Annotated in this window: 19 protein-coding genes, 1 tRNA gene and 1 riboswitch; of the genes, 7 read left to right on the top strand and 13 right to left on the bottom strand. The window is 62.8% G+C overall.

Annotation, left to right across the window (positions count from 1 at the left end; translation table 11 throughout):
- Positions 1-73 precede the first annotated feature (73 nt).
- From GGQ67_RS21060 to GGQ67_RS21040, 5 genes are all read right to left on the bottom strand, one after another.
- A complete protein-coding gene (locus GGQ67_RS21060; protein ID WP_183902086.1) occupies positions 74-1,342 on the bottom strand; it encodes a hypothetical protein in 1,269 nt (422 codons plus the stop codon).
- 100 nt (positions 1,343-1,442) lie between these two features.
- Complete coding sequence (locus tag GGQ67_RS21055; protein ID WP_183902085.1) at positions 1,443-3,452, bottom strand: acetyl-CoA carboxylase biotin carboxylase subunit; 2,010 nt, start codon at positions 3,450-3,452, stop codon at positions 1,443-1,445.
- Between the two features lie 94 nt (positions 3,453-3,546).
- On the bottom strand, positions 3,547-4,245 hold the full coding sequence (locus GGQ67_RS21050; protein ID WP_183902084.1) for a hypothetical protein: 699 nt from the start codon (positions 4,243-4,245) through the stop codon (positions 3,547-3,549).
- A 96-nt stretch (positions 4,246-4,341) separates the two neighbouring features.
- Entirely contained in the window at positions 4,342-5,268 is a 927-nt protein-coding gene (locus tag GGQ67_RS21045) for a DMT family transporter (protein WP_183902083.1), read from the bottom strand.
- A 133-nt stretch (positions 5,269-5,401) separates the two neighbouring features.
- Positions 5,402-5,486: transfer RNA gene (locus GGQ67_RS21040), tRNA-Leu, on the bottom strand.
- A gap of 178 nt (positions 5,487-5,664) precedes the next feature.
- On the opposite strand from GGQ67_RS21040, the gene lipB reads away from it, so the two are divergent.
- Entirely contained in the window at positions 5,665-6,381 is a 717-nt protein-coding gene (gene lipB, locus GGQ67_RS21035) for a lipoyl(octanoyl) transferase LipB (RefSeq protein ID WP_183902082.1), read from the top strand.
- 69 nt (positions 6,382-6,450) lie between these two features.
- Here lipB and GGQ67_RS21030 read toward each other — a convergent pair whose 3' ends face one another.
- Positions 6,451-6,819, bottom strand: coding sequence for a hypothetical protein (locus GGQ67_RS21030; protein WP_183902081.1), 369 nt, complete (start codon positions 6,817-6,819; stop codon positions 6,451-6,453).
- Between the two features lie 267 nt (positions 6,820-7,086).
- Positions 7,087-7,782, bottom strand: a complete 696-nt coding sequence (locus GGQ67_RS21025; protein WP_183902080.1) for an HAD family hydrolase — start codon at positions 7,780-7,782, stop codon at positions 7,087-7,089.
- Positions 7,783-8,006: 224 nt separating this feature from the next.
- Here GGQ67_RS21025 and rpiA point away from each other — a divergent pair, with 224 nt between their 5' ends.
- The 3 genes from rpiA (at position 8,007) to gor (ending at position 10,777) form a co-directional block, all read left to right on the top strand.
- Complete coding sequence (gene rpiA, locus GGQ67_RS21020; RefSeq protein ID WP_183902079.1) at positions 8,007-8,705, top strand: ribose-5-phosphate isomerase RpiA; 699 nt, start codon at positions 8,007-8,009, stop codon at positions 8,703-8,705.
- 16 nt (positions 8,706-8,721) lie between these two features.
- Complete coding sequence (locus GGQ67_RS21015; protein WP_183902078.1) at positions 8,722-9,282, top strand: DUF2059 domain-containing protein; 561 nt, start codon at positions 8,722-8,724, stop codon at positions 9,280-9,282.
- Positions 9,283-9,391: 109 nt separating this feature from the next.
- Positions 9,392-10,777 (top strand): glutathione-disulfide reductase, encoded by a 1,386-nt coding sequence (gor, locus tag GGQ67_RS21010; protein WP_183902077.1) that lies wholly within the window; start codon positions 9,392-9,394, stop codon positions 10,775-10,777.
- A 22-nt stretch (positions 10,778-10,799) separates the two neighbouring features.
- On the opposite strand, the gene GGQ67_RS21005 is transcribed toward gor, so the two are convergent.
- Positions 10,800-12,128: a TadE/TadG family type IV pilus assembly protein gene (locus GGQ67_RS21005; RefSeq protein ID WP_183902115.1), complete on the bottom strand. Its 1,329-nt coding sequence runs from the start codon at positions 12,126-12,128 to the stop codon at positions 10,800-10,802.
- A 324-nt stretch (positions 12,129-12,452) separates the two neighbouring features.
- Between GGQ67_RS21005 and GGQ67_RS21000 the strand changes: the two genes are divergently transcribed.
- Positions 12,453-13,826, top strand: a complete 1,374-nt coding sequence (locus GGQ67_RS21000; protein WP_018902356.1) for a class II 3-deoxy-7-phosphoheptulonate synthase — start codon at positions 12,453-12,455, stop codon at positions 13,824-13,826.
- 62 nt (positions 13,827-13,888) lie between these two features.
- Here the strand turns inward: GGQ67_RS21000 and GGQ67_RS20995 are convergent, their stop codons facing one another.
- From GGQ67_RS20995 to GGQ67_RS20980, 4 genes are all read right to left on the bottom strand, one after another.
- Complete coding sequence (locus GGQ67_RS20995) at positions 13,889-15,628, bottom strand: pilus assembly protein TadG-related protein (protein WP_183902076.1); 1,740 nt, start codon at positions 15,626-15,628, stop codon at positions 13,889-13,891.
- On the bottom strand, positions 15,625-16,047 hold the full coding sequence (locus GGQ67_RS20990) for a TadE/TadG family type IV pilus assembly protein (RefSeq protein ID WP_018902358.1): 423 nt from the start codon (positions 16,045-16,047) through the stop codon (positions 15,625-15,627). Before GGQ67_RS20990 ends, GGQ67_RS20995 begins: the two co-directional genes overlap by 4 nt.
- Positions 16,048-16,220: 173 nt before the next feature.
- Positions 16,221-16,745 (bottom strand): DUF1003 domain-containing protein, encoded by a 525-nt coding sequence (locus GGQ67_RS20985; protein WP_183902075.1) that lies wholly within the window; start codon positions 16,743-16,745, stop codon positions 16,221-16,223.
- A gap of 87 nt (positions 16,746-16,832) precedes the next feature.
- Positions 16,833-18,728 carry an LTA synthase family protein gene (locus GGQ67_RS20980; protein WP_246400256.1) on the bottom strand — a complete coding sequence of 632 codons (1,896 nt, stop codon included), beginning with the start codon at positions 18,726-18,728 and terminating at the stop codon, positions 16,833-16,835.
- Between the two features lie 274 nt (positions 18,729-19,002).
- Between GGQ67_RS20980 and GGQ67_RS20975 the strand changes: the two genes are divergently transcribed.
- Together GGQ67_RS20975 and bluB are read left to right on the top strand one after the other, a co-directional pair.
- Complete coding sequence (locus tag GGQ67_RS20975; protein WP_183902073.1) at positions 19,003-19,836, top strand: TolB family protein; 834 nt, start codon at positions 19,003-19,005, stop codon at positions 19,834-19,836.
- 25 nt (positions 19,837-19,861) lie between these two features.
- A riboswitch (cobalamin riboswitch) is annotated at positions 19,862-20,042 on the top strand.
- 40 nt (positions 20,043-20,082) lie between these two features.
- Complete coding sequence (gene bluB, locus GGQ67_RS20970) at positions 20,083-20,769, top strand: 5,6-dimethylbenzimidazole synthase (protein WP_183902072.1); 687 nt, start codon at positions 20,083-20,085, stop codon at positions 20,767-20,769.
- Between the two features lie 12 nt (positions 20,770-20,781).
- On the opposite strand, the gene GGQ67_RS20965 is transcribed toward bluB, so the two are convergent.
- Positions 20,782-21,912 carry a DUF2865 domain-containing protein gene (locus GGQ67_RS20965; RefSeq protein WP_183902071.1) on the bottom strand — a complete coding sequence of 377 codons (1,131 nt, stop codon included), beginning with the start codon at positions 21,910-21,912 and terminating at the stop codon, positions 20,782-20,784.
- Positions 21,913-21,942: the final 30 nt, after the last annotated feature.

The following is a 21,942-nucleotide window of genomic DNA, read 5'->3' as shown; positions in this document are numbered from 1 at the left end:
AAGGGAAAAGCCTCACCGCGTGGTAAAATCCTTGTCGGATGAGCGGCTTGCGCCGGTCTTTATACCATCTGCGTCAAAACAGCCGGTCGATCGCGGTGATCACGGCGTAGCCGTGCATGGCGATGGCGGCGTAGAGGCCGAAGGAGACGAGCATGCGTTCGCCGCCGTTCATCTCGTCGAGCTTCTGGCGCGGCTTGAAGGAGCCGCCGCCGATGACGCTGACGAGGGTGAAAATCAGCAGGCCGACAACGAGATAGCGCGCCGGAAGCCCTATCGCCGCGCCGATCGAGAGGATGCAGAGCGTGACGAGAAAACTCGCGAGGATCTGCGAGCGGTGGGTTCTGAAGATCTGCCGCAACACCTGGCCGCCATCGAAGCGCTGCATCGGCAGAAGGTTGAGCAGATTGAAGGCGCCGAGGATCAGCAGGAATACCAGGATCGGCGGGTCGGCCGCGGCCGGCAGTATGCCGTTTTCCGTGAAGCCGTGGCCAAGGATCAGGATCGGCACCAGGAATGCAGACATGCCCGATCCCATCAGCGCGCAGGTCGCGACCTCGAACAGGGAGCGATAGGGCCGGCTGCCGATGGCGATGCCGCCGAGGAAGGGAATGAAGATCATGCGCGCAGACGTGTGGCCGAACATGCGGTAGGCGGCCATGTGGCCAAGTTCGTGCAGGGCGATCACGACCGTCAGGAAGGTCGAGATCATCAGGCCGCGCGTCGTCAGGCCGATGAAGGGCCAGAGGAGCAGCGTCGACAGTATGGCAAGCGCCACCTGCACCAGCGGGTGCTCGAAATAGCCCTGCGGCTCGGACGTGCCGGTCTTCAGCCAGCCGTCCAGCGCCTGCATTTCGCGGCGGAGGGCGACATAGCGGAAGATCATGAAGGCGAGGCCGCGATAGCGATCCGTCTGGTCGATTTCCAGAACCGCGCCGCCCGCCACCGGCCTGATGATCCGGCGCTCGCGATAATCCCGCCAGAAGGACGCATCGAGCGTGCTGTCGTCGATGACGGATGATTGAAAGCCGTGGGCGTTGGCGGCGATCGCCGCCAGGGGTTCGATCGAAAGCAGCCGGCGCAGGGGCGCGTCGTTTCTGTCGGTGTGGCGGTAGGTCTGTTCGACGATGTTGCCGCCGGCCTCCACCTGCCGGCTCGATATCACCGAATGGTGCCAGCTGGCGTGCGCGCCCATCGGGTTCATGGCGTTCCAGAGCGCTTCCGGCGTGCAGTCGAAGGCGCGGCTGACATGCAGCGTCCTCATCCCCAGGGGCATTCGCATCAAGAGCCACAGCATGCCGAGATTGATGGACAGCAGCAGCAGCGCGGATTGCATGACACTCATCGCTTACTCCATCCGGCAGGCCTCCGGATGGGTTAAATATTAGCGGTCACGCGTTAACAAATGCGGAGCGGATCGCGACGGGGCGGTGTGCCGGAACAGGTCAGGCGAACTCCATGATGACGGCATCGACGGCCAGGCTTTCGCCCGGCCTGGCGTTGATGACGCCGACCACGAGGTCGCGCTCGGCGCGCAGCACGTTTTCCATCTTCATGGCTTCGACGACCGCGAGCGTCTCTCCGGCCTTGACGTCCTGTCCCTCGGTGACCGCGATCGAGACGACCAGACCCGGCATCGGGCAGAGCAGCAGCTTGGACGTATCCGGCGGCAGCTTGACCGGCATCAGACGGTCGAGTTCGGCGTGACGCGGCGTCAGCACCCTGGACTTCACCGAAAGGCCCTGCCAATCCAGCCTGAGGCCGTTGAGGATCGGGCGCAGCTGCGCCGTGATCGATTGCTTGCCGACCTTGCCGCGCCAGACCGGCTCGCCCGGTCTCCAGTCGGTGACGACACTCAAGGTCTCGCCGGCGACATCCATGTCCATTTCGAAGGGGACGGTCACGAGACCATCGAGCAGGCGGACGTCGATATAATCGTCGCCGAGCCGGACGCTCCAGTGATCGCGCAGCGGATCGGAGGCGGCGCGTAGCCGGTCGGCGAAGGTTTCGCGGCGATTGGCTTCGATCAGCGCGGCGGACAACGCGATGGCGGCAAGCGCCGCGCGCTGGCGCTCATCGGGCATCATGGGCGCGAAGCCATCAGGATATTCCTCGGCGATGAATCCGGTCGACAGCCGGGCCTCGCGCCAGCGGGGGTGCTTCATCAGGGCCGACAGGAACGGGACGTTGTGCTCGATGCCGTCGACCACGAAGCCATCCAGCGCTTCGCCCATGGCCTCGACCGCCTCGGCGCGCGTCGGCGCCCAGGTGCAGAGCTTGGCGATCATCGGATCGTAATACATCGAGATCTCGGCGCCTTCGAAGACGCCGGTGTCGTTGCGCACGACCGCGTTGCCGGCCTTGCCTTCGGATGGCGGGCGGTAGCGGGTCAGGCGGCCGATCGAGGGCAGGAAGTTGCGATAGGGATCCTCGGCGTAGATGCGGCTTTCGACGGCCCAGCCGTTGAGTTCGATGTCCTTCTGCGCGAAGGGGAGTTTCTCGCCGGCAGCTATGCGGATCATCTGCTCGACGAGATCGATGCCGGTGACGAGCTCGGTAACAGGGTGTTCGACCTGCAGGCGGGTGTTCATTTCGAGGAAGTAGAAATTGCGGTCGCGATCGACGATGAACTCGACGGTGCCGGCGCTGTGGTAGTCCACGGCCCTGGCAAGCGCCACCGACTGCTCGCCCATGGCCGCGCGGGTGGCCTCATCGAGGAAGGGCGAGGGCGCCTCTTCAGCGACCTTCTGGTTTCGGCGCTGGATGGAGCATTCGCGTTCGCCGAGATAGACGACGTTCCCGTGCGCGTCGGCGAGAAGCTGGATCTCGATATGGCGGGGATCGACCACGTATTTCTCGATGAACACGCGATCATCGCCGAAGGAGCTTCTCGCCTCGGAGCGGGCGCGGTCGAAGCCGTCGCGGACCTCGGCCTCGTTCCAGGCGATGCGCATGCCCTTGCCGCCGCCGCCGGCCGAGGCCTTGATCATCACGGGATAGCCGATCTCGGCGGCGATCGTCTCCGCGTGCTCGGCGTTTTCGATGACGCCGAGATAGCCGGGGACGGTGGAGACATTGGCGGCGCTGGCGAATTTCTTCGATTCGATCTTGTCGCCCATGGCGTTGATCGCCTTGGGCTTCGGGCCAATGAAGACGATGCCTTCCTTCTCCAGAGCTTCGCAGAAGGAGGCGCGCTCGGAGAGGAAGCCGTAGCCGGGGTGGACGGCCTGGGCGCCGGTCGCCTTGCATGCCTCGATGATTTTCTCGGCCACGAGGTAGCTCTCGGCGGCGGCGGCCGGGCCGATGTGGACGGCTTCGTCGGCCATCTCGACATGGAGCGCGTCACGATCGGCGTCGGAGTAAACGGCGACGGTCGCTATCCCCATGCGGCGCGCCGTCTTGATGACGCGGCAAGCGATCTCGCCGCGATTGGCGATCAGAATTTTCGTGAACATGAAGACTCCACCCGTGACGTGCGCTTCGAGTCTTAAGCATAAAGACGGGAACGCACAATCACGGAGAAGAGGGCACGGATCGAGCTGTGTTCGATCAGGCGACGGCGGCTTCGCCGCTATCGACGAGCCGGAGCCAGCGGGTGCGCCGTGGCGCCTCGGCGTAATCGACCAGCACGAGCGCCGAGACGATCTGCGACCAGCGCGGATGGTTGGAGGCGGGAAGCGTTTCCTCGCCTATGCGCATCAGCACCGCCCAGGTGAGCGCCTGTACCGTTATGGCACCGCCGTCGCTGAGCGCCCGCAGCACGCGCATGATGTAATCCACATCCTGTCTCGTGATTCCGCGGCGCGCGATGGCGCGGCCGTGATGATAGGCGCCGCGGCTGTCGGACAGCGCCAGGCGCAGCTGGTCGAGCGCGAAGGCGCGCAGCTCGTCGGGAACGTAGGCGGAAATCTCGATGACGTGCAGCACGAGTTCCAGCTCAACGGCCGAATGGATTACGCCGTCGGCGGCGATCATGCGCATCAGCCAGGCGACGTTGATTTCGTCGAGAGAGCCTTGCGGGTAGTTATAATGGACGATGAAGGCCGCGAGTTGCTCCACGAAATAGGTGTTCCATTCGGGGCATTTTTCGGGGCAGGAATTGTTCAGGGCCAGCATGACGACAACGTCGTCGGCGCTCCTGACGCCCTCGGGAAAACTGTGTCTGCGCAGAAGATCGATATCCTCCACGCCAAGTCGATGCTTTCCGGCGATGACACATGCCGGAAAAGCGAGTCGAATTTCGCTCATCTTTTCTCTCCAGGCCTCATCATGAGACCGAAGATTCTTCTAGCGCCAGCGAATTGATGTTCTCTCAATAGGCGGAGTTAACAAGGCGTTTACGGTTCAGGCCTGTTTGGCGGCCCGCGCCTGCACCCGTTCGCGCCAGATGATGAAGAGGCCGGAGGCGACGATGATCATGATTCCCACCCATTTGGAGAAGTTCGGGAAATCGCCGAACAGGGCGTAGCCGAGGACGGTGGCGGAGATGATCTCGAAATACTGGAACGGCGCCAAAAGCGAGAGCGGCGCCATTCGGAAGGCCCTGACGACGATCATGTGCACGTAGCCCGAGAGCGAGCCGAGAATCAGCAGCAGCACGAGGCCGAGAAGCGATGCCGGGAGCGAGACTTCGAAATCGCTGACGCCCAGGCCGTTTCCGACGATCAGCGCGACGGACATGAAGAGCGTGCCGCCGATGCCGGCCATGGTCTGCATCGTGAGCGGCGAATCGGCGTTGCCGATGGCGCGGTTGAGGAAAAGATAGAGCGAGAACAGGAAGGCGCACAAAACGGGGAGCAGCGCCTTGAGGCCGAAGACTTCATAGCTCGGCTGGATGACGATCATCGCGCCGCCGAAGCCGACCACGATCGCCGTCCAGCGCCGCCAGCCGACCTTGTCGCCGAGAAAGAAGGCCGACAGGGCGGCGAGCATGAAGGGCTCGACGAAATAGATCGCGAAGACGTCGGCGAGCGGCATGTATTTGACGGCGATGAAAAAAAGGAGGCTCGCCGCCCCATGCAGCGCGCCGCGCAGCAGGTTCATCCACGGTCGCTTGGCCCGCAGCGCGTTCCAGCCGAACATGACGAAAAGAATCGGCAGCGTGCAGACGAGCTGGAAAAAGAATCGGTAGAACGTGACCTGGCCGGGCGACATGCCCTCGAATGTCGCCATGTACTTGGCGATGGCGTCCATGGCGGGAAGGACGATCATGGCACCGATCATCAGCGCCATGCCTTGCAGGGGATTGTGCCAGTCGGTCTTATCGGACATCGTCGAGAAATTTCATTGGGCTGGGAGACAGCCGTTATAGACAATAAAATCTCTCATTAAGAGATGCCGTGCGCGACATTTCGCGTCGCCGGGAGCCAGTCGTACTGGCTGGTCTCACTCCTCGGGAGAGAGATGGTGCGGTCGAGAAGACTCGAACTTCCACGGGTTGCCCCACAGCGACCTCAACGCTGCGCGTCTACCAATTCCGCCACGACCGCATCGTGGTAGGTGCCGGTTTGTGCCGGCGACGCAGCATGTAGCAAAAGGTTTTTCGGGACACAAGGGCCATGTGACAGATTTTTTCAAACAAGGTGACAGCGTTTGTAAAGGCGGCAAATCGGAGCCATATAGACGCTCTGAAAAGCCCGCTCTCACAGGCAGTGCGGGTCGCAAGGAATGGCTATGTTACGCACGGATCTCGATTTTTCCATGTTTCCACACGCCGGTTCGCGCCCGGCGCGCTGGCGGATATCCGATGGGCTGGTGCCCTATCAGGAGGCTGTGGATATCATGGAGAAGGAAGTGGCCGATATCGCCGAGGGCGGCGACGAGCTGGTGTGGCTGGTGGAGCACCCGCCGCTCTATACGGCCGGGACCAGCGCCGATGCACGCGACCTGGTGCAGCCCGACCGCTTCCCGGTTCATGCGACCGGTCGCGGCGGAGAATACACCTATCATGGGCCCGGCCAGCGGGTCGCTTACGTGATGCTCGACCTGAAACGCCGCCGCCAGGATGTCCGCGCCTTCGTGGCGGCACTGGAGGAGGTGATCATCCGCACGCTGGGCGAGATGAACGTGCGCGGCGAGCGTCGCGAGGATCGCGTCGGCGTGTGGGTCTGTCGTCCCGACAGGCCGCCCCTGCCGGATGGAAGCATGGCGGAGGACAAGATCGCCGCGCTCGGCATCCGCCTGCGCAAATGGGTGACGTTTCACGGGCTGTCGCTCAATGTCGAACCCGATCTCGATCATTTCGGGGGAATAGTTCCCTGCGGGATTTCGGCCTATGGCGTCACCAGCCTCGTCGATCTCGGCCTGCCGGTGACGATGGACGACGTGGACGTGCTGCTGCGCGAATCGTTCGAATCGGTCTTCGGCGAGACGGTCAACGGCTGAGCGGGCCGTCGGGCGCCGCCGCTGTCGATAAGGGCCGGTTGCAAGACGGCCCTTTCGCTTTTCGCCGGTCTACTTGTCGCCGACGTCGCGGCAGGCATCGGTGTGCGAGGCGCCGCCGTCACCGCCTGCCGTGTGCAGGCCATGACCTCTCGGCGTGTAGTCGCATGCGGGGAGTGGCTTGATGCTTGCCGTCGCCATCTTGTCGACCGGCGGCGAGGTGCGAACGGGGGCGAAGCCGTCGCTGTCGTTGGTGTAGTCGCTGGAATATTGCGGCGCCTTGTGCTGCGTGTAGTGAACCGGCTTCGGCGGGGCAACCCTGACGGGAGCAAAGCCGTCGCTGTCATTGTTGTAGTCGTTGGAATACATCGGCTGGGCAAGGGCCGCACCGGAAAGTCCGAGGGCAAGCACCGCGGCAGCGGCTGCGAATTGAATGCGCATATCAGATCTCCTCAATCCATCATTGCACACAAAGTGGCGAACATTACCCTCGGCAAGAGCCAGTTCGCGCCTCAATTGAGGCCGGATTGTGAAGCGGATCTGACAGTCGCGAGCACGTTTTTTCACATGAAATCACGGGGTCGCGACTGCGTTTGATCGCTAATTGATCAGGTTCGCGATTCGCTAAACCAGGGAGTGACGCGGCGTCATCGCGGCAATCGTGAGATGATGTTTTCGCTCAAAACAACCCGTTTTGGCCGCGAAATGTTAGCCGGCGTTGCGGACTTCGGCCGCGCCGATCAGGTCTTCCACGAGGTCGGGCGTCAGCTCGCTGAACGCGGTGATGATGTGGGTCGGCCGCAGGCTTTCGATCGGCACGTCGGAATAGCCGAAGGGCACGGCGATCGATGGGATGCCTGCGTTGCGCGCGACGAGGATATCGTTGGCGCTGTCGCCCACCATGATCGTGCGCCGCGGGTCGCCGCCTGCCAATTCGACCGTGCCGAGGAGATGGCCGGCGTCGGGCTTGCGGACCGCGAAGGTGTCGCCGCCGGTGATCGCGTCGAAATAATGCGTCAGCTGCAGCCGCTCCAGCAGCGTGCGGGCGAGGCCCTCCAGCTTGTTGGTGCAGACGGCGAGCCTGTATCCCTTGCTCTTCAAATGATCCATCGCATCGATCAGCCCGGGATAGGGCACGGTCGCGCCCGGCATGTTGTCGGTATAATGGGCGATGAAGCGCTCGAGCAGGCCGGGCAGTTGCTCGGGTTCCAGCGAATGCCCCTGCAGCTTGCAGGCCCTCTCGATCATCACCTTGGCGCCATGGCCGACCAGATGCGTCAGGTCGTCATAGGTGACCGGCGCGAGGTCGAGCGCGGCGATCGTGTGGTTGAGGCTATCGACGAGGTCGATATGGGTGTCGAGGAGTGTTCCGTCGAGATCGAAGACGACAAGGGCAGGGGTCAATGGAGTTTTCGCCTGTTCAGTGTTGGGATGCATCCGAGTTAAGCGATGAAGGCCGCAAAAGCAACGCTTTGGCCCGGCGAAGCGGGCTTTCGGCATGTGGTTCGGATTTCCAAACCGCGATGTTATTTTGGCTTTCGTTTGCCTGGCGGGCCGTGTAAACAACGCAACCAGCCTAACGCTGGGTCGCCCAACATCGGGCAAAGCAAACTGGGAGTGAGCGGCGCATGGATGCCCGCGAAATGAAGATCAAGGCTGCCGCGGCGGCACTCGCCCATGTCGAGCATGGGATGCGTCTCGGGATCGGAACCGGAAGCACGGCCGAGGAATTCGTGCGGTTGCTCGCCGAGAAGGTCGCGGACGGGTTCAAGGTCGAGGGCGTTCCGACATCGGAGCGCACGGCGCGGCTTTGCGTCGAGCTCGGTGTTCCCTTGAAGTCGCTCGACGAGCTGCCGGAACTGGATCTGACGATCGACGGCGCCGACGAAGTCGATGCGGCGCTCGCATTGATCAAGGGTGGCGGCGGCGCCTTGCTGCGCGAAAAGATCGTTGCCGCCGCGTCCGGCCGCATGATCGTGATCGCCGACGAGAGCAAGCTGGTCGATACGCTGGGCGCCTTCGCGCTGCCGATCGAAGTCAACATGTTCGGCCTCGTTTCGACCCGCATCGCGATCGAAAAGACCGCCGCGAGACTTGGCCTTTCGGGTGAGCTGACGCTGCGCCAATCCGGCGACGGCAATTTCACCACGGATGGCGGGCACTATATTATCGATGCATCTTTTGGCCGTATTCCTGATGCAGAGGCGCTCTCAACTCAGTTGAATGCGATCCCTGGTGTCGTGGAACACGGCCTCTTTCTCAATATGGCCGCGCTGGCGATCATCGCCGGCCCGGCGGGCGCGCGCGAACTGCGGGCAACAAGGTAACAGGAGCAAGGAACTCATGAATAAATTTGCAGGTTTTGGCCGTTTTGCTGCTGCGACCGTCATTCTCTCGGGTGTCGTCCTGGGCTCGGTCGCCCATGCGCAGGAAGCGTCGCCGGAACAGCTGAAGGCAGCCCGCGCGGCCATCGACGCGATCGGCGCCACCACCCAGTTCGACAACATCCTGCCGGGTCTCGCGGAGCGCCTGAAGGCCGACCTGATCCAGGATTCGCCGAACTACCAGGACCAGATCACCGCCGAAGTCGACAAGCAGGCGCTGGCTCTGGCGCCGCGTCGCGCCGACCTCGAAAAGGAAGCGGCTCTGACCTACGCCAAGGCGTTCTCGATCGAGGAACTCAATGCGATCGCCGCCTTCTACAGCTCGCCGGTCGGCCAGAAGCTGCTGAAGGACGGCCCGATCGCCTCGCGCGAAACCGTCAAGGCCGCCGACATCTGGGCGCAGGGCATCTCGCGCGACCTGCAGAAGACGACCAGCACCGAGCTTGCCAAGGTGATCAAGCCGGCTCCGGCCGCCGAAGCAGCGCCCGCCGCCGGCGCCAAGCCCGCCGCCAAGCCGTAAGGTTCGCAGCATCGCTCGATACGAAGCCCCGGTTCGCCGGGGCTTTTGTTTTTGGCGATATCGGTACTATATCAAAGTTCCTTCCTGACGATTCCTGCCGGAGATCCCCATGACAGCCTATGATTACGACCTCTTTGTCATCGGTGGCGGCTCGGGCGGCGTGCGCAGCGCGCGGGTGGCCGCGGCGCTCGGTAAGAAGGTGGCGATCGCCGAGGAATATCGATACGGCGGCACCTGCGTCATTCGCGGATGCGTGCCGAAGAAGCTGTTCGTCTACGCCTCGCAATATCGCGAGCATTTCGAGGACGCGGCCGGCTTCGGCTGGACCGTCGGCGAAAGCACCTTCGACTGGAAGAGGCTCATCGCCGCCAAGGACGCGGAAATCGCCCGGCTCGAAGGGCTGTACAAGAAGGGCCTGTCGGGCGCCAACGCGGAGATCCTCGAGACGCGCGCGGAACTCGTCGACCGGCATACCGTGCGGCTCGTCAGCAGCGGCAAGACGGTGACGGCGAAGACGATCGTGATCGCGACCGGGGGTACGCCGAACCTGCACCCCGCGCTGCCCGGCCACAATCTCTGCATCACCTCCAACGAAGCGTTCCATCTGGAGGAACTGCCGCGCTCGATCGTCATTGTCGGCGGCGGCTATATCGCCGTCGAATTCGCCAATATCTTCCATGGGCTCGGCGTCGAGACGACGCTCGTCTATCGCGGAGCGGAAATCCTGTCGCGCTTCGACCAGGACCTGCGGCACGGCCTGCACGAGGCGATGGTCGCCAAGGGGATCAAGATCCAGTGCCACGACATGCTGAAGAGCGTGGCGAAGGGCAAGGACGGGCTGATCGTCGAGACGCTGAACAACGGAACGATCGACGCCGACGTGGTGATGCTCGCCATCGGCCGCGTGCCGAACTCGCTGGGGCTCGGGCTCGAGGCGGCCGGCGTCGAAACGAACGCGCAGGGCGCCATCGTCGTCGACGACTATTCGCGCACCAGCGTCGACAACATCTACGCGCTGGGCGATGTCACCGACCGGGTACAGCTGACGCCGGTGGCGATCCACGAGGCGATGTGCTTCATCGAGACCGAATACAAGAACAACCCGACGAAGCCGGATCACGAGACGATCGCGACCGCGGTCTTCTCGCAGCCCGAGATCGGCACAGTGGGGCTGAGCGAGGAAGAGGCAGGCAAGCGCTACAGCGACGTCGAGGTCTATCGCGCGCAGTTCCGGCCGATGAAGGCGACGCTGTCGGGGCGTGCCGAGAAGATGATCATGAAGCTGATCGTCGATGCGGCGAGCCGCAAGGTCGTTGGCGCCCACATTCTCGGCCACGATGCCGGCGAAATGGCGCAGCTCCTCGGCATCACGCTGAAGGCCGGCTGCACCAAGGACGATTTCGACCGGACGATGGCCCTTCACCCGACCGCCGCCGAAGAGCTCGTCACCATGTATGCGCCGAGCTACCGGCTCAAGGACGGCGTGCGGGTCTGACGCGCGCCAGCTGGTAAAACAATCAGCTGGTAATGCGGGGCGTGCTGACGATCTTCATGAACAGCGCCTGCATGGCCTCGGCGATGCCTTCGGTGGGGCTGACGGCGAAGTAGAGGCCCGGGCTGGCGCACTCCTGCATCTTCGACGAGATCTTGCCTTCGAAAGGCTTGACCCAGTCGTTGTAAAAGCCGTTTTCAGGCAGCGGCAGATAGCGCGTGTAGAGGACGGCGATCTTGATGCCTTTGTCCTTGAGCGTCGCACAGCTCTTGACGTCGATGGGTTCGATGCAGCGGCCACCACTGGCGCCGCGCGGGCTGGTGCAGCCTGACGGCTTGTAGCTGTCACCGACGCCATCGGCCACGAAGAACACGATCTTCTGACGGTCGGCATCGCTCGTGCCCTTGCCGATGGTGCCCTTGATCTCGTCCTTGATGCCGGCGAGCGCGTCGTCGAAGCTTGTCTGCTGGTCGTTGTTGTAGTTCTGATAGGGGATGCTCATCAGCTGGATGGCATTGGTCGCCGTCGCGACCTTGCCGAGGTCGTTGTTGATCTCGGCGACCTTGAACAGCTTGGCGTCCTGCGCGGTCTTGCCGAATGTGTAGGCGGCGACGCGGAACTGGTTGTTCATCGTCTGCGTGTCGGTCGCCTTCGCCATCAGCGCCTTGACGGCCTGGGCGACCACGTCGATGCGGATGGTCACGCCATTGTTTCGCGCGACGTTATAGTAGCTCGATTTGTCCTCGACACCCGAAGTGGACACAATGTGGCAGGCGAAGGCGCAGCTCTTGTCTCCGCCTGTGGCGTTGCCGTTGGCGGTCACTTTCTTCATCTTGTCGATGTCGGTCTGCGTCGCGCCGACGCCCATGGAGGGCGTGTTGTCGAGCAGCATGTAAAAACCCATGTAGGACGGCGTTTCGTAGCGAGCGGTGGCCGTGCCCGAGATCGGCATGCTGGTCTGGCCGAGGATCTGCATGAAGGAAGTCGGCACCCGTGTCTGGAAGGTGACGGATGACGTCAGCACGCTGCCGGTCTTTACGACATCGACGCTGACGTCGATCGGAAAGCTGGTGGCTTCGCCCGACAGTTGCGAGCGGAAGAGTTCCTGCGCGTCGGTCTTGCCGATCGCGATCGTACCGTCGCCGGTCATCGTCTGCGCTTTCTTCATGGCCGGCGACATTTGCGCCACGGCCCCGACGGCGGCGGCATCGGCCGCGCCCTGAAGCTGTGTGCGCATGGTGAGCGCCTGCGAGAAGTCGATCGACAGGCCGGCCGCGCCGATCAGGGGCACCATCAGGATGGCGGTGATCAGGCCGAAATTGCCCGAACGATCCGCCAGCAGGCGATCAAACATACGCATTGGAAATATCCGAGGAAGGGAAAAGTCATGATTGAAAAAGCGGGAGCGTCATGCTCGGCTGTCTGAAAACAGCGTGATCCTTAACGTCAAAGCATAAATTAGATACAAAGCGTCTTGGTATATCGAACGTTAAGGTCGAGCCGGGCATTTGAAAACGCGGCCGCGAATACCTTTATAGGGCGTCATCCGATGGCGCGGTGAGGCGGACAAAAGCGCGTCGAACCCCGCTATGCAAGATGAAGCTAAACGGCTATAAGCCGCCAGTATTTTAAAGACGGGATATCCGGCCGGTACCGGATACTGAGACAGGTGAACGAGATGGCACAGAATTGGACTCCGAACAGTTGGCGGCAAAAACCGATCCAGCAGGTTCCGGACTATCCGGATCAGGCAGCAGTTGCGGCGACGGAAGCCCAGCTGGCGTCGTATCCTCCGCTCGTTTTCGCAGGCGAGGCGCGTCGTCTGAAAAAGCATCTTGCCAATGTGGCCGAAGGTAACGGCTTCCTCTTGCAGGGTGGCGATTGCGCCGAAAGCTTCGCGGAACACGGCGCGGACAATATCCGCGACTTCTTCCGCGCCTTCCTGCAGATGGCTGTCGTCCTGACCTACGGCGCCCAGCTTCCCGTCGTCAAGGTCGGCCGTATCGCCGGTCAGTTCGCCAAGCCGCGCTCGTCGGGCATCGAAACGCTCGATGGCGTGTCGCTGCCGAGCTACCGTGGCGACATCATCAACGGCATCGAGTTCACCGAGGAAGCGCGCATTCCGAATCCGGAACGCCAGGCCATGGCGTACCGCCAGTCGGCCGCGACGCTGAACCTTCTGCGCGCCTTCGCGATGGGTGGCTATGCCAACCTCGAGAACGTGCATCAGTGGATGCTCGGCTTCATCAAGGACAGCCCGCAGGGCGAGCGCTATCGCAAGCTGGCGGATCGCATCAGCGAGACGATGGATTTCATGAAGGCGATCGGCATCACCGCCGAGAACCAGCCGAGCCTGCGCGAGACCGATTTCTTCACCAGCCATGAAGCGCTGCTGCTTGGCTATGAAGAAGCGCTGACGCGCGTCGACTCCACCTCGGGCGACTGGTACGCCACGTCTGGCCACATGATCTGGATCGGCGACCGTACGCGCCAGCTCGATCACGCGCATGTGGAATACTGCCGCGGGATCAAGAACCCGATCGGCCTGAAGTGCGGCCCGACGCTGCAGGCGGACGATCTGTTGAACCTGATCGACGTTCTGAACCCTCAGAACGAAGCCGGTCGTCTGACGCTGATCTGCCGCTTCGGCCACGACAAGGTCGCCGAGCATCTGCCGCGCCTCATCCGCGCTGTCGAGAAGGAAGGCCGCAAGGTCGTCTGGTCTTGCGATCCGATGCACGGCAACACGATCACGCTCAACCACTACAAGACGCGGCCCTTCGAGCGGATCCTGTCGGAAGTCGAAAGCTTCTTCCAGATCCATCGTGCGGAAGGCTCGCATCCAGGCGGCATCCACATCGAGATGACCGGCAAGGACGTAACGGAATGCACGGGCGGCGCGCGCGCCGTGACGGCGGAAGACCTGCACGACCGCTACCACACGCATTGCGACCCGCGTCTCAATGCCGACCAGGCGCTCGAGCTCGCCTTCCTGCTCTCCGAGCGGATGAAGAGCGGCCGCGACGAGAAGCGGATGGCCGTCAACGGCTGAGGGCTAGTCTAGCTGGCTGACGATCATGAATTGAAGGAGCCCGGCCATCGTGCCGGGCTTTTTCATTGCACCAGCACGGATTGCTGGCACCGCGCATCGGTGAAGCGCACATCGGCCTCGCCGATCTTGATGCCGAGCATCAGCAGCGTGTTGTAGAGGACCTCGTCGAGCGGAGCGGTGACGCTCGACAGCGTATCGGCGATCGCCTGCATCACCGCCTTGTTGGTCCCGAGCGTCAGCACCAGCAGCTGGATCTGGATGTCGGTGCCCGCGATCAGCGACTGCACGGCGGAGGTGAGCGTATCCCTGGTCGAGACGTTCTTGATCGTCTTGTTGGTGATGTCGTTCGGCTGGAATGTCAGCCGTGTCTTGCTGGTATTGGTCAGGTTGATGTCGGCGAGCGCGTTCACCTTGAGGAGCAGCGCGTCGATGATGGTGGCTGATGTGACGCGGGGCTTGGTTCCGAAATTGGCCATGGCGGTCGGGTCGACGTCGCCGAGCGCGATTTCGGCGACGCCAGGCACGACGTCGACGCCGATGCTGGCGCTTTTCGGGCCGCCGCCGAGGCAGGCGAAGTTCGCGAGCTTGGCTTCCGCGTAAGCGGCCTCGACATAGAGCGGCACGCGCAGCTTGATGCCGGCGATGGCGCTGAGCCCGGTCACGCCGGCTTCGATGGCAATGCGGATCTGCGCCGTCCTGACGGCAGATCCCGTCGTGCCGATGGCATTCGACGCGATCCCCTTGGGGCGTTCGCCGATCGCGATCTTCAGCGTGACGCTGGTCAGCCCCGGAACGGTACCGGCGAGATTGACCCCGACCTGCTTTCCCTGGTTGGCGGCGAAGGCGCTTGCCGAAATGATATCGAGCGCGCTGGCCTCGAGCAGCAGGTGCGATCCGGAGCCGATCATCCGCTCGCCGACGGAACCGAGGCTGAGCAGGTTCTGCAGCTTGACCTTGATCTGCGTGGTGCCGAGCCCCTTCGACAGCGAGGTGATCGCCTTGCTGACCGATGGCGTCAGCCCTTGCGTGGCAGCCAGCGTGTCGAGCAGGCGCGGATAGGAGATGTCGGTCGCCAGCAGTTCCTCATAGGTGCCGGCGGTGAGATTTAGCCTGGTCGCGAGAAGATCGAGATAGGACAGGAGGTCGATGTTGGCTGAGGCGAGCGCGTCGTAATCCACCGCCTTCAGCGACACCGTCGTGCCGAGCAAGCCACCGAGAATGGCGTTGAGCAGGCCGCCGTTGAGGCTTGCGAGGCGCGAGCCGACCGAGAAGGCGGCGAGCTTGGAGGCGGACGCCGTTCCCGTGGCGCTCAGCGTCGGGGGCGGGATGATGGCGGCGGCGAAGGTCAACTGCGCCTTCTGCTGGATCGCAACCTTGACGGCATCGTAGGGCTGGGTGCCGGCCACGAAGCGCTGTTCCGGCGGCACGGTGGGATCGGCGAGATAAATCCCTGGCGTGTACTGGACGACGGCGTCGAAAGTGCCGAGTTGGGCGGCGTTCAACAATTTCGTTCCGGATGATGTTGCGTAAGCGACGCCTGACTTTACGGCGACGTTCAGGCCGTTCTGCTGGAAGTTCGTCACCAGATTGCCGGCGGCGTTGTTGATGTCGGAGGCCGCGACGATGGCGCCGATGTCGCTCAATTGCTGCAGGCGGCGCTGTTGCAGCGTCATCGCGCCGAAATCTATGCCGAGCGCCAGCGTCGAGATGATCAAGGGCGCGCTGAGCGCGGCCATGATCGCGATATTGCCATCCCGGCGGACGCAGAGGCCCGCCAGATATCGCCTAACGCCTGCTTTCATATACCCCCCATGCGGATGGTGGCGAAGCGGCGAATCTTTGTGTCTGGAAGTGGAAATGTATAGAGATTCCAGATCGGTAGCGCGCTGGCATCATACTCCGTCGTGACCGTGAACTGGTTGGCGTTCGTGGGGTCGGTGGCGACGGTGACCTGAAGTTTCTTGCGGTCGATCAGCGGGTCGTTGAGGGTCGACAGCGCGATGTAATTGTTGACGAGCTGGGCGCGTTCCTGCTCCGACAGGCCGGCCACCGCCGTGCGCGCCGCGTCCGCCGTCAGCTGCTGCAGCGCATGGGCGGCGCTCAGGTAGATGCCGTAGGCGATCAGGGTGAGAAGAACGAGCAGGAAGACCGGGGCAACGATGGCGAACTCGATCGCGGCTGCGCCCTGCCGATTGGCGAGAAGACGTCGGGCATTCCTCATGCACTGCACTCCTTGCGATGATCCTTGCCGCGGCGAAGACAACCGAAGGATACATTTGTCCGTCTTAATTTTTACTTACCTAATAAACCCCATGCGTGTACCCGTGAGATATCGGAGTGTACGGAAATGACGCGCCGTGCCTGTGGCCGGCTAAATTTTCGCTCACCCGGATGTCAATCGCCAAGCTTGCGGGTGAGCTTGGCGATATCCTCGCGCAGGGCGGCGATTTCGGTCATCACCTGCATGTCGATCTTCTGGTGCAGCGACAGCACTTCCAGCTCGGCCTTCAGGTTGACCTCGTAGTCCTTGGCGGCCTCGAAGCGGTCGCGCTCGGCCTGCCGGTTCTGCGACATCATGATGATCGGCGCCTGGATGGCGGCGACCATGGAGAGGACGAGATTGAGGAAGATGAAGGGGTAGGGGTCGAAGGCACCGGTGGCGAGAATGATGGTGTTGACCACGCACCAGACGGCCAGAAAGACCAGGAAGGTGGTGATGAAGGCCCAGGAGCCGCCGATGCGGGCGATGTTGTCCGCCATCCGCTCGCCGAATGAGGATTCGGCGCTAAGGGCGGCGTTGATATCCGTCGAGATGACCTTGCGCGCATGCGCCTTCGCCAGCACGCGCTTTTCGATGTCGCCGAGTTCGTTGGCGGATTTGTCGAAATGCAGGTGGACCAGACTGGAGAGATTGTTCATGGCGCGACTCCCGATCAACTTGTGTTGGTGGGGAGTATTCCGTTCTGCGCCAGGAATGCAATGCAGCAAGATGCGCGGATGCCGCGCTCAGGTGCCCTCGGCCTTCAGCCAGGCGTGCTGCGGGAAGAAGCGCTCGATGCTCTGCCCCTTGCCGAACATGACGTCGTATTGCAGGTAGCGGTAGTCGCGCACCAGCGGATCGACGGTCTTGGCGTCTCGGATCCAGTCGGGGGAAGCGGTGTTGTCGCGGGCGATCAGCTGGTAGCGGTCGACGACCGGGTATTTCTTCTGCACGCGGCCGAGAAAGCCGGTGTAGAAGGGGTGCTCGTAGCCGGCGAATTTCAGCAGGTGATAGGGCAGCTGCGACGGGCTGATGGTGCCCACATCCTGCTTGACGCCCTTTCTGTTCGACCAGATGACCAGCGGCGTCTCGTGTTCCTGCTTCATGACATCGACGGAGGCGCGGCGGGTCGCGACCTGATCGGGCATGTAGCCGGTGTTGGTATAGACGCTTCCAAGCGGCGGCAGATGATCGCCCCAGAGCACGATGATGGTCTCGCGATCACGCCTGGACGCCCATTCGGTCAGCATCCTGAAGCTGTCGTCGGCCTCCTTGATGCCCTGGGTATAGGTGCCAAGCGTCGCGCGGTCGGCGTCGGTCAGGCTGCCGGTGATGTCGACCGTGTTGCTGGCATAGCGGTTGGCCTCATAGGGTCCATGTCCCTGCAAGGTGACGCCGAAGAAGAAGAAGGGCTGATCGAGCCCGTCGGCCTCCTGCATGATCTCTCGCATCAGGCTGTCGTCGGAAGCGAAGATACCGCGCTTTTCCATGGCCGGCATGGTTTCCTCGGTGCGGAACTCCTCGAAGCCGAAATTCTTGTAGACCTCGTTGCGGTTCCAGAACCAGCCGCTGAACGGGTGGAGCGCGCGGGCGGCATAGCCTTCGCCACGGAAGAAGGTGGCCAGCGACGGGACGTCGTTGCGGATATACTGCTGGTAGGGGATGCTGCCATAGGGCAGGAAGGCGTTGGAGAAGCCGGTCAGCGCCTCGAATTCGACATTCGAGGTCATGCCGCCGAATTCCGGCGAGAAGACGTGGCCGGACTGCGCGGCGCGAATGGTCGGCATCGGGTCCTGTTGGAACTCCAGCGTCTTCAGGCGCGTCGGATCCCAGAAGGATTCGCTCATCAGCATGATCACGTCGGGCTTGTCGCTCGGGCCCTTGATGTAGCCGTAATTGCGCGACGGGATCGCGTCGAGCGCCTGCGTGCCAAAGCCAGTGGGCGAGGCGACGTCGGCCATGGGAATGTTGAAGATGAAGGCGAGGATGAAGCCGTTGCTGCGGTAGTTCTCTTTCTGATCCCACATCATCGGCACGACCTGCAGGCGGTCGCGAATATAGGAATACTGCGAGTAATCCATCAGCGAGCCGAAGGCGGCGATGACGGGAACCGTCAGGCAGAGATTACGGATGCGATTGCGGCTTGTCATCTTCGGCAGGCGGCGCCAGGCATGGCGCCAGGCAAGCAGGAGACCGGTGACCGAGAGCAGAATGCCGACGGCCACCGCCACCGCCGTCATCGGCCGGTCGCGTACCATGACGGGAAGCAGTTCGAGGATCTGGCGGCCGAACAGCATGTCCGAGGGATAGAGCGGATCGGAGAGATAATGCTGTTTCTGGTTGGATATGAGCGCCGGCACCAGCACGAGGGGCAGGACCACCAGCGCCGAGAGGAAACGTCGCCCGAGCGCCGCATCGACGCACAGCATCACGACCGTCAACATGACGACCGTCGTCATTCCCGGACGTGCCATCGACGTCAGGAAGGTGCCGACATCGGTGACGCCGCCGCGCGAGATCACTTCGACAGAGAACGTCGCGAGCAGCGCCATCACCGCCGTCAGGGCGACCGTGATCGAGCCGCGCAGGATGGATGGACGGGTTTGGGAGCCGACGCCACCATAGAGCACCGCCTCGCGCATTGCCGCTCCGGACCTTAAAACTTGCGCGATCAATGGCGGAACTCCAGCGTCATGATAATGTCATCGAACTGTCACATCTTTGTCATGAACGCCAGATGAACCATGGTTGTTTCCCGGCCTTAACGTTTTTTTGATCACAAACTTCTCGACGCACGGTTGTCCCGGGCCAGATGGACACGGCGGCAGGGCCGGGCGGCGCCGCGACCGCGCGATCCTTGCGCGCCCGATTTAGCTGTCGTAGGTCTTCAAGGTGTTCGCGTAAGAGGAGGTTTGCATGCGCAGTTCCGTCGAGATCCACAACGTCAAGACGGGCGAGACCCGTGTGATCTGGCAGACCGAGAGGCTGGTGGAAGCGCCCAATTACGCCCCTGATGGAAGCTATCTGCTGCTCAACGACGAAGGCTTGCTCTACCGGCTGGCGCTCGACGGATCGGCGAAGGTGGAGAAGGTCGATACCGGTTTCGCGACGGCCTGCAACAACGACCACGGGATTTCGCCCGATGGCACGAGGATCGTCATTTCCGACAAGATCGAGTTCGGCAAATCGGCGATCTACACGCTGCCGATCGATGGCGGCACGCCACAACTGGTGACCACCAATCATCCCTCCTACTGGCACGGCTGGTCGCCCGACGGGAAGGAACTCGCCTATTGCGGCATTCGCGACGACGTCTTCGACATCTACACGATCGACGTCACAGGCGGCGAGGAACGGCGGCTGACGCATGGCGAGGGGCGCAATGACGGGCCGGATTACTCGGCCGACGGACGCTGGATCTACTTCAATTCCAGCCGCACCGGCCTGATGCAGATCTGGCGCATCCGCCCTGATGGAACCGGCGTCGAGCAGGTGACGCACGACGATTACGGCAACTGGTTCGCGCATCCATCGCCCAGGAACGACAAGGTCGTGCTCATCTCCTACGATCCCGATGTCTTCGATCACCCGCGCGACAAGCATGTGCGGATGCGGATCATGGATATGGATGGCAGCAACCTGACGACGCTGTTTACGCTCTTCGGCGGGCAGGGGTCGATCAATGTTCCGAACTGGTCACCTGACGGTGACACGTTCGCCTATGTCCGATATTTCCCGGTCGAGACCTGAGCGATTGCATAGTGCGCGGTTTGTCGGCATAGGTGGCGCGTCGGGTGCCCGCGCTTGCGGGAGAATCGGGAATTCGGTGCAAGACCGGAACGTGCCCAACGCTGTAAGGCCGACGTCTGCCGCTTGATGCCACTGGCGATTTGCCGGGAAGGTGCCGCAGACGGATGACGCCAAGTCAGAAGACCGGCCCGACATCCATAGACTGACCGCCTGGACAGCGGCCGGTTGTGTTGTTGGGGATTGACGATGCGACCAGACCAATCTGGCTCTCTCACGAGCGCCGGTGCCTTTTCGGCGAGCGAGCGCGACGCCGTTTATAGAGCCATAGAGACCAGACGAGACGTGCGATCGGAATTTCTGCCTGATCCGGTACCGGAAGACGTCATCGGGCGGCTTCTCGCGGCTGCCCATCACGCGCCTTCGGTCGGCTTCATGCAGCCGTGGAATTTCATCGTGGTGCGCGACGAGGCCGTGCGATCGGCCGTGTGGGAGGCCTTCGCCAAGGCCAATGCCGAGGCCGTGGAGATGTTTTCCGGCGAGCGTCAGCAGGCCTACCGCGCCCTGAAGCTGGAGGGCATTCGCACCGCGCCCGTCGGCATCTGCGTGACCTGCGATCCGGATCGCTGCGGCGAGGTGGTGCTGGGGCGGACGCACAATAGTCGGATGGATTCCTACTCCACCGTCTGCGCCATCCAGAACCTGTGGCTTGCGGCGCGTGCCGAAGGCGTCGGCGTCGGCTGGGTCAGCATCTTCCACGAAAGGGATCTGAAACGCGCGCTCGGCGTACCTGAGCGGATCGAGATCGTCGCCTGGCTCTGCGTCGGCTATGTCGACCGGCTTTACGAGGAGCCCGAACTCGCCGTGAAGGGATGGCGGCAGCGGCTGCCGCTGGACGAGCTGGTGTTCGCGGATCGCTGGGGCGGGGGCGTGTAGCCGGCGAGGCCCCTACCGCTTCGGCGCCGGTGCCGGCGGCTGTTGCTGCTGCGCGCCCGGCATGGCGGGGTTCTTGAGGTCGATCGTACCCCGGTCGCCGGCAAGGAACTGTGGGCCCACCTGGCGCACCTTGCCGGCTGTCGGATCGTAGGGACGATCGGGGACCTGCGGCTGGGGCGGTGGCGCCGGCTGTTGCGGCGTCGCGTTGCTCTCGGGCTTGGCGATGGCGGGTTTCGGGGTTTCGATCGACGTGATCGAACTCTGCTGTGGCGGAGGCTCGCCGACCTGCTGGTTGCGGCGCATCTGTTCGTAATAGGCGGGCAGATTGCAGCTGCAGGACGACGTCTCGCCGGGTTTGCGGTTCTTGTAGGCGAAGGCATACGGCATGGCGCTATAGGGAGCACCAGACGAGGCCGAGATCATGCTGTCCGTCTCGCCGCTGGAGACGTCGCGATAAAAGAGCTCCGTCTGGATGCCGGGGCACATCTGCTGGCAGGTGCTGGCGTCGCGGGCGAAATCGAAGGAGGTGGCGTTCGAGCGGAGCGGGAAGAAGCCGCCGTCGCAGGTGCGCACGCAGACCGTATTCAGATTGGAGAGTGGCTGGCCACTCGGCGAGAACGTGTAGGAGCGCTGCCGCTCGCCACCGAGCGGAATGAAGGTGTCATCGCGCATGGCCTGATCGTCGATGCTGGGCGGGCTCGCATATTGCGGCTCGTCATACTGCTGCATCGGCGCATTGCAGTTGTTTTCATCGAGAGCCGCGAACAGCTCGTTGCGCAGGCGGGCGTCCGGGCTTTGCGCGCGCAGCTGGTCTCGGCGCATCTGCAGGTCGGCGATGTTGTCGAGCATCTTCGCTTCGGCCTGCTCGAGCTCGCCGCAATAGCCGGCATTGTCGCCGCCGATGATCACCATGCTGCCGCTGCTGCAGCCGTTGCGGCGCAGGTCGCTGCGCAATTTGCGAAGCTCGATGTTCTGCTCAGCGATGGCGCTGGCGAACCTGCGGACCTCGGGCGAGTTGCCGCCGATCGTCTCGGGTACGGTGGCGAGACGAGCGCGCAATTGGCCGCAGATCGGCGCCATCTGCGCATAGGCGGGGGCGGATAGGGCAATCAGAAATGCTGCGGCCATATTGAGGCGGATCAAGGCATCGTCCCGTCAGTGAGCAAATACCGA

Origin of the sequence: Rhizobium metallidurans (genome assembly GCF_014196505.1) — a bacterium.
In the GTDB taxonomy this organism is placed as follows: Bacteria; Pseudomonadota; Alphaproteobacteria; order Rhizobiales; family Rhizobiaceae; genus Rhizobium; species Rhizobium metallidurans.
This window is presented reverse-complemented; position numbering and strand designations above follow the sequence as displayed.

Bases quoted from the DNA above. Each gene is read 5' to 3' on its own strand.
- GGQ67_RS21060 (WP_183902086.1), bottom strand. From the start codon at position 1,342: ATGAGTGTCATGCAATCCGCGCTGCTGCTGCTGTCCATCAATCTCGGC.
- GGQ67_RS21055 (WP_183902085.1), bottom strand. From the start codon at position 3,452: ATGTTCACGAAAATTCTGATCGCCAATCGCGGCGAGATCGCTTGCCGC.
- GGQ67_RS21050 (WP_183902084.1), bottom strand. From the start codon at position 4,245: ATGAGCGAAATTCGACTCGCTTTTCCGGCATGTGTCATCGCCGGAAAG.
- GGQ67_RS21045 (WP_183902083.1), bottom strand. From the start codon at position 5,268: ATGTCCGATAAGACCGACTGGCACAATCCCCTGCAAGGCATGGCGCTG.
- lipB (WP_183902082.1), top strand. From the start codon at position 5,665: ATGGCTATGTTACGCACGGATCTCGATTTTTCCATGTTTCCACACGCC.
- GGQ67_RS21030 (WP_183902081.1), bottom strand. From the start codon at position 6,819: ATGCGCATTCAATTCGCAGCCGCTGCCGCGGTGCTTGCCCTCGGACTT.
- rpiA (WP_183902079.1), top strand. From the start codon at position 8,007: ATGGATGCCCGCGAAATGAAGATCAAGGCTGCCGCGGCGGCACTCGCC.
- GGQ67_RS21015 (WP_183902078.1), top strand. From the start codon at position 8,722: ATGAATAAATTTGCAGGTTTTGGCCGTTTTGCTGCTGCGACCGTCATT.
- gor (WP_183902077.1), top strand. From the start codon at position 9,392: ATGACAGCCTATGATTACGACCTCTTTGTCATCGGTGGCGGCTCGGGC.
- GGQ67_RS21005 (WP_183902115.1), bottom strand. From the start codon at position 12,128: ATGTTTGATCGCCTGCTGGCGGATCGTTCGGGCAATTTCGGCCTGATC.
- GGQ67_RS21000 (WP_018902356.1), top strand. From the start codon at position 12,453: ATGGCACAGAATTGGACTCCGAACAGTTGGCGGCAAAAACCGATCCAG.
- GGQ67_RS20995 (WP_183902076.1), bottom strand. From the start codon at position 15,628: ATGAAAGCAGGCGTTAGGCGATATCTGGCGGGCCTCTGCGTCCGCCGG.
- GGQ67_RS20990 (WP_018902358.1), bottom strand. From the start codon at position 16,047: ATGAGGAATGCCCGACGTCTTCTCGCCAATCGGCAGGGCGCAGCCGCG.
- GGQ67_RS20985 (WP_183902075.1), bottom strand. From the start codon at position 16,745: ATGAACAATCTCTCCAGTCTGGTCCACCTGCATTTCGACAAATCCGCC.
- GGQ67_RS20980 (WP_246400256.1), bottom strand. From the start codon at position 18,728: ATGCGCGAGGCGGTGCTCTATGGTGGCGTCGGCTCCCAAACCCGTCCA.
- GGQ67_RS20975 (WP_183902073.1), top strand. From the start codon at position 19,003: ATGCGCAGTTCCGTCGAGATCCACAACGTCAAGACGGGCGAGACCCGT.
- bluB (WP_183902072.1), top strand. From the start codon at position 20,083: ATGCGACCAGACCAATCTGGCTCTCTCACGAGCGCCGGTGCCTTTTCG.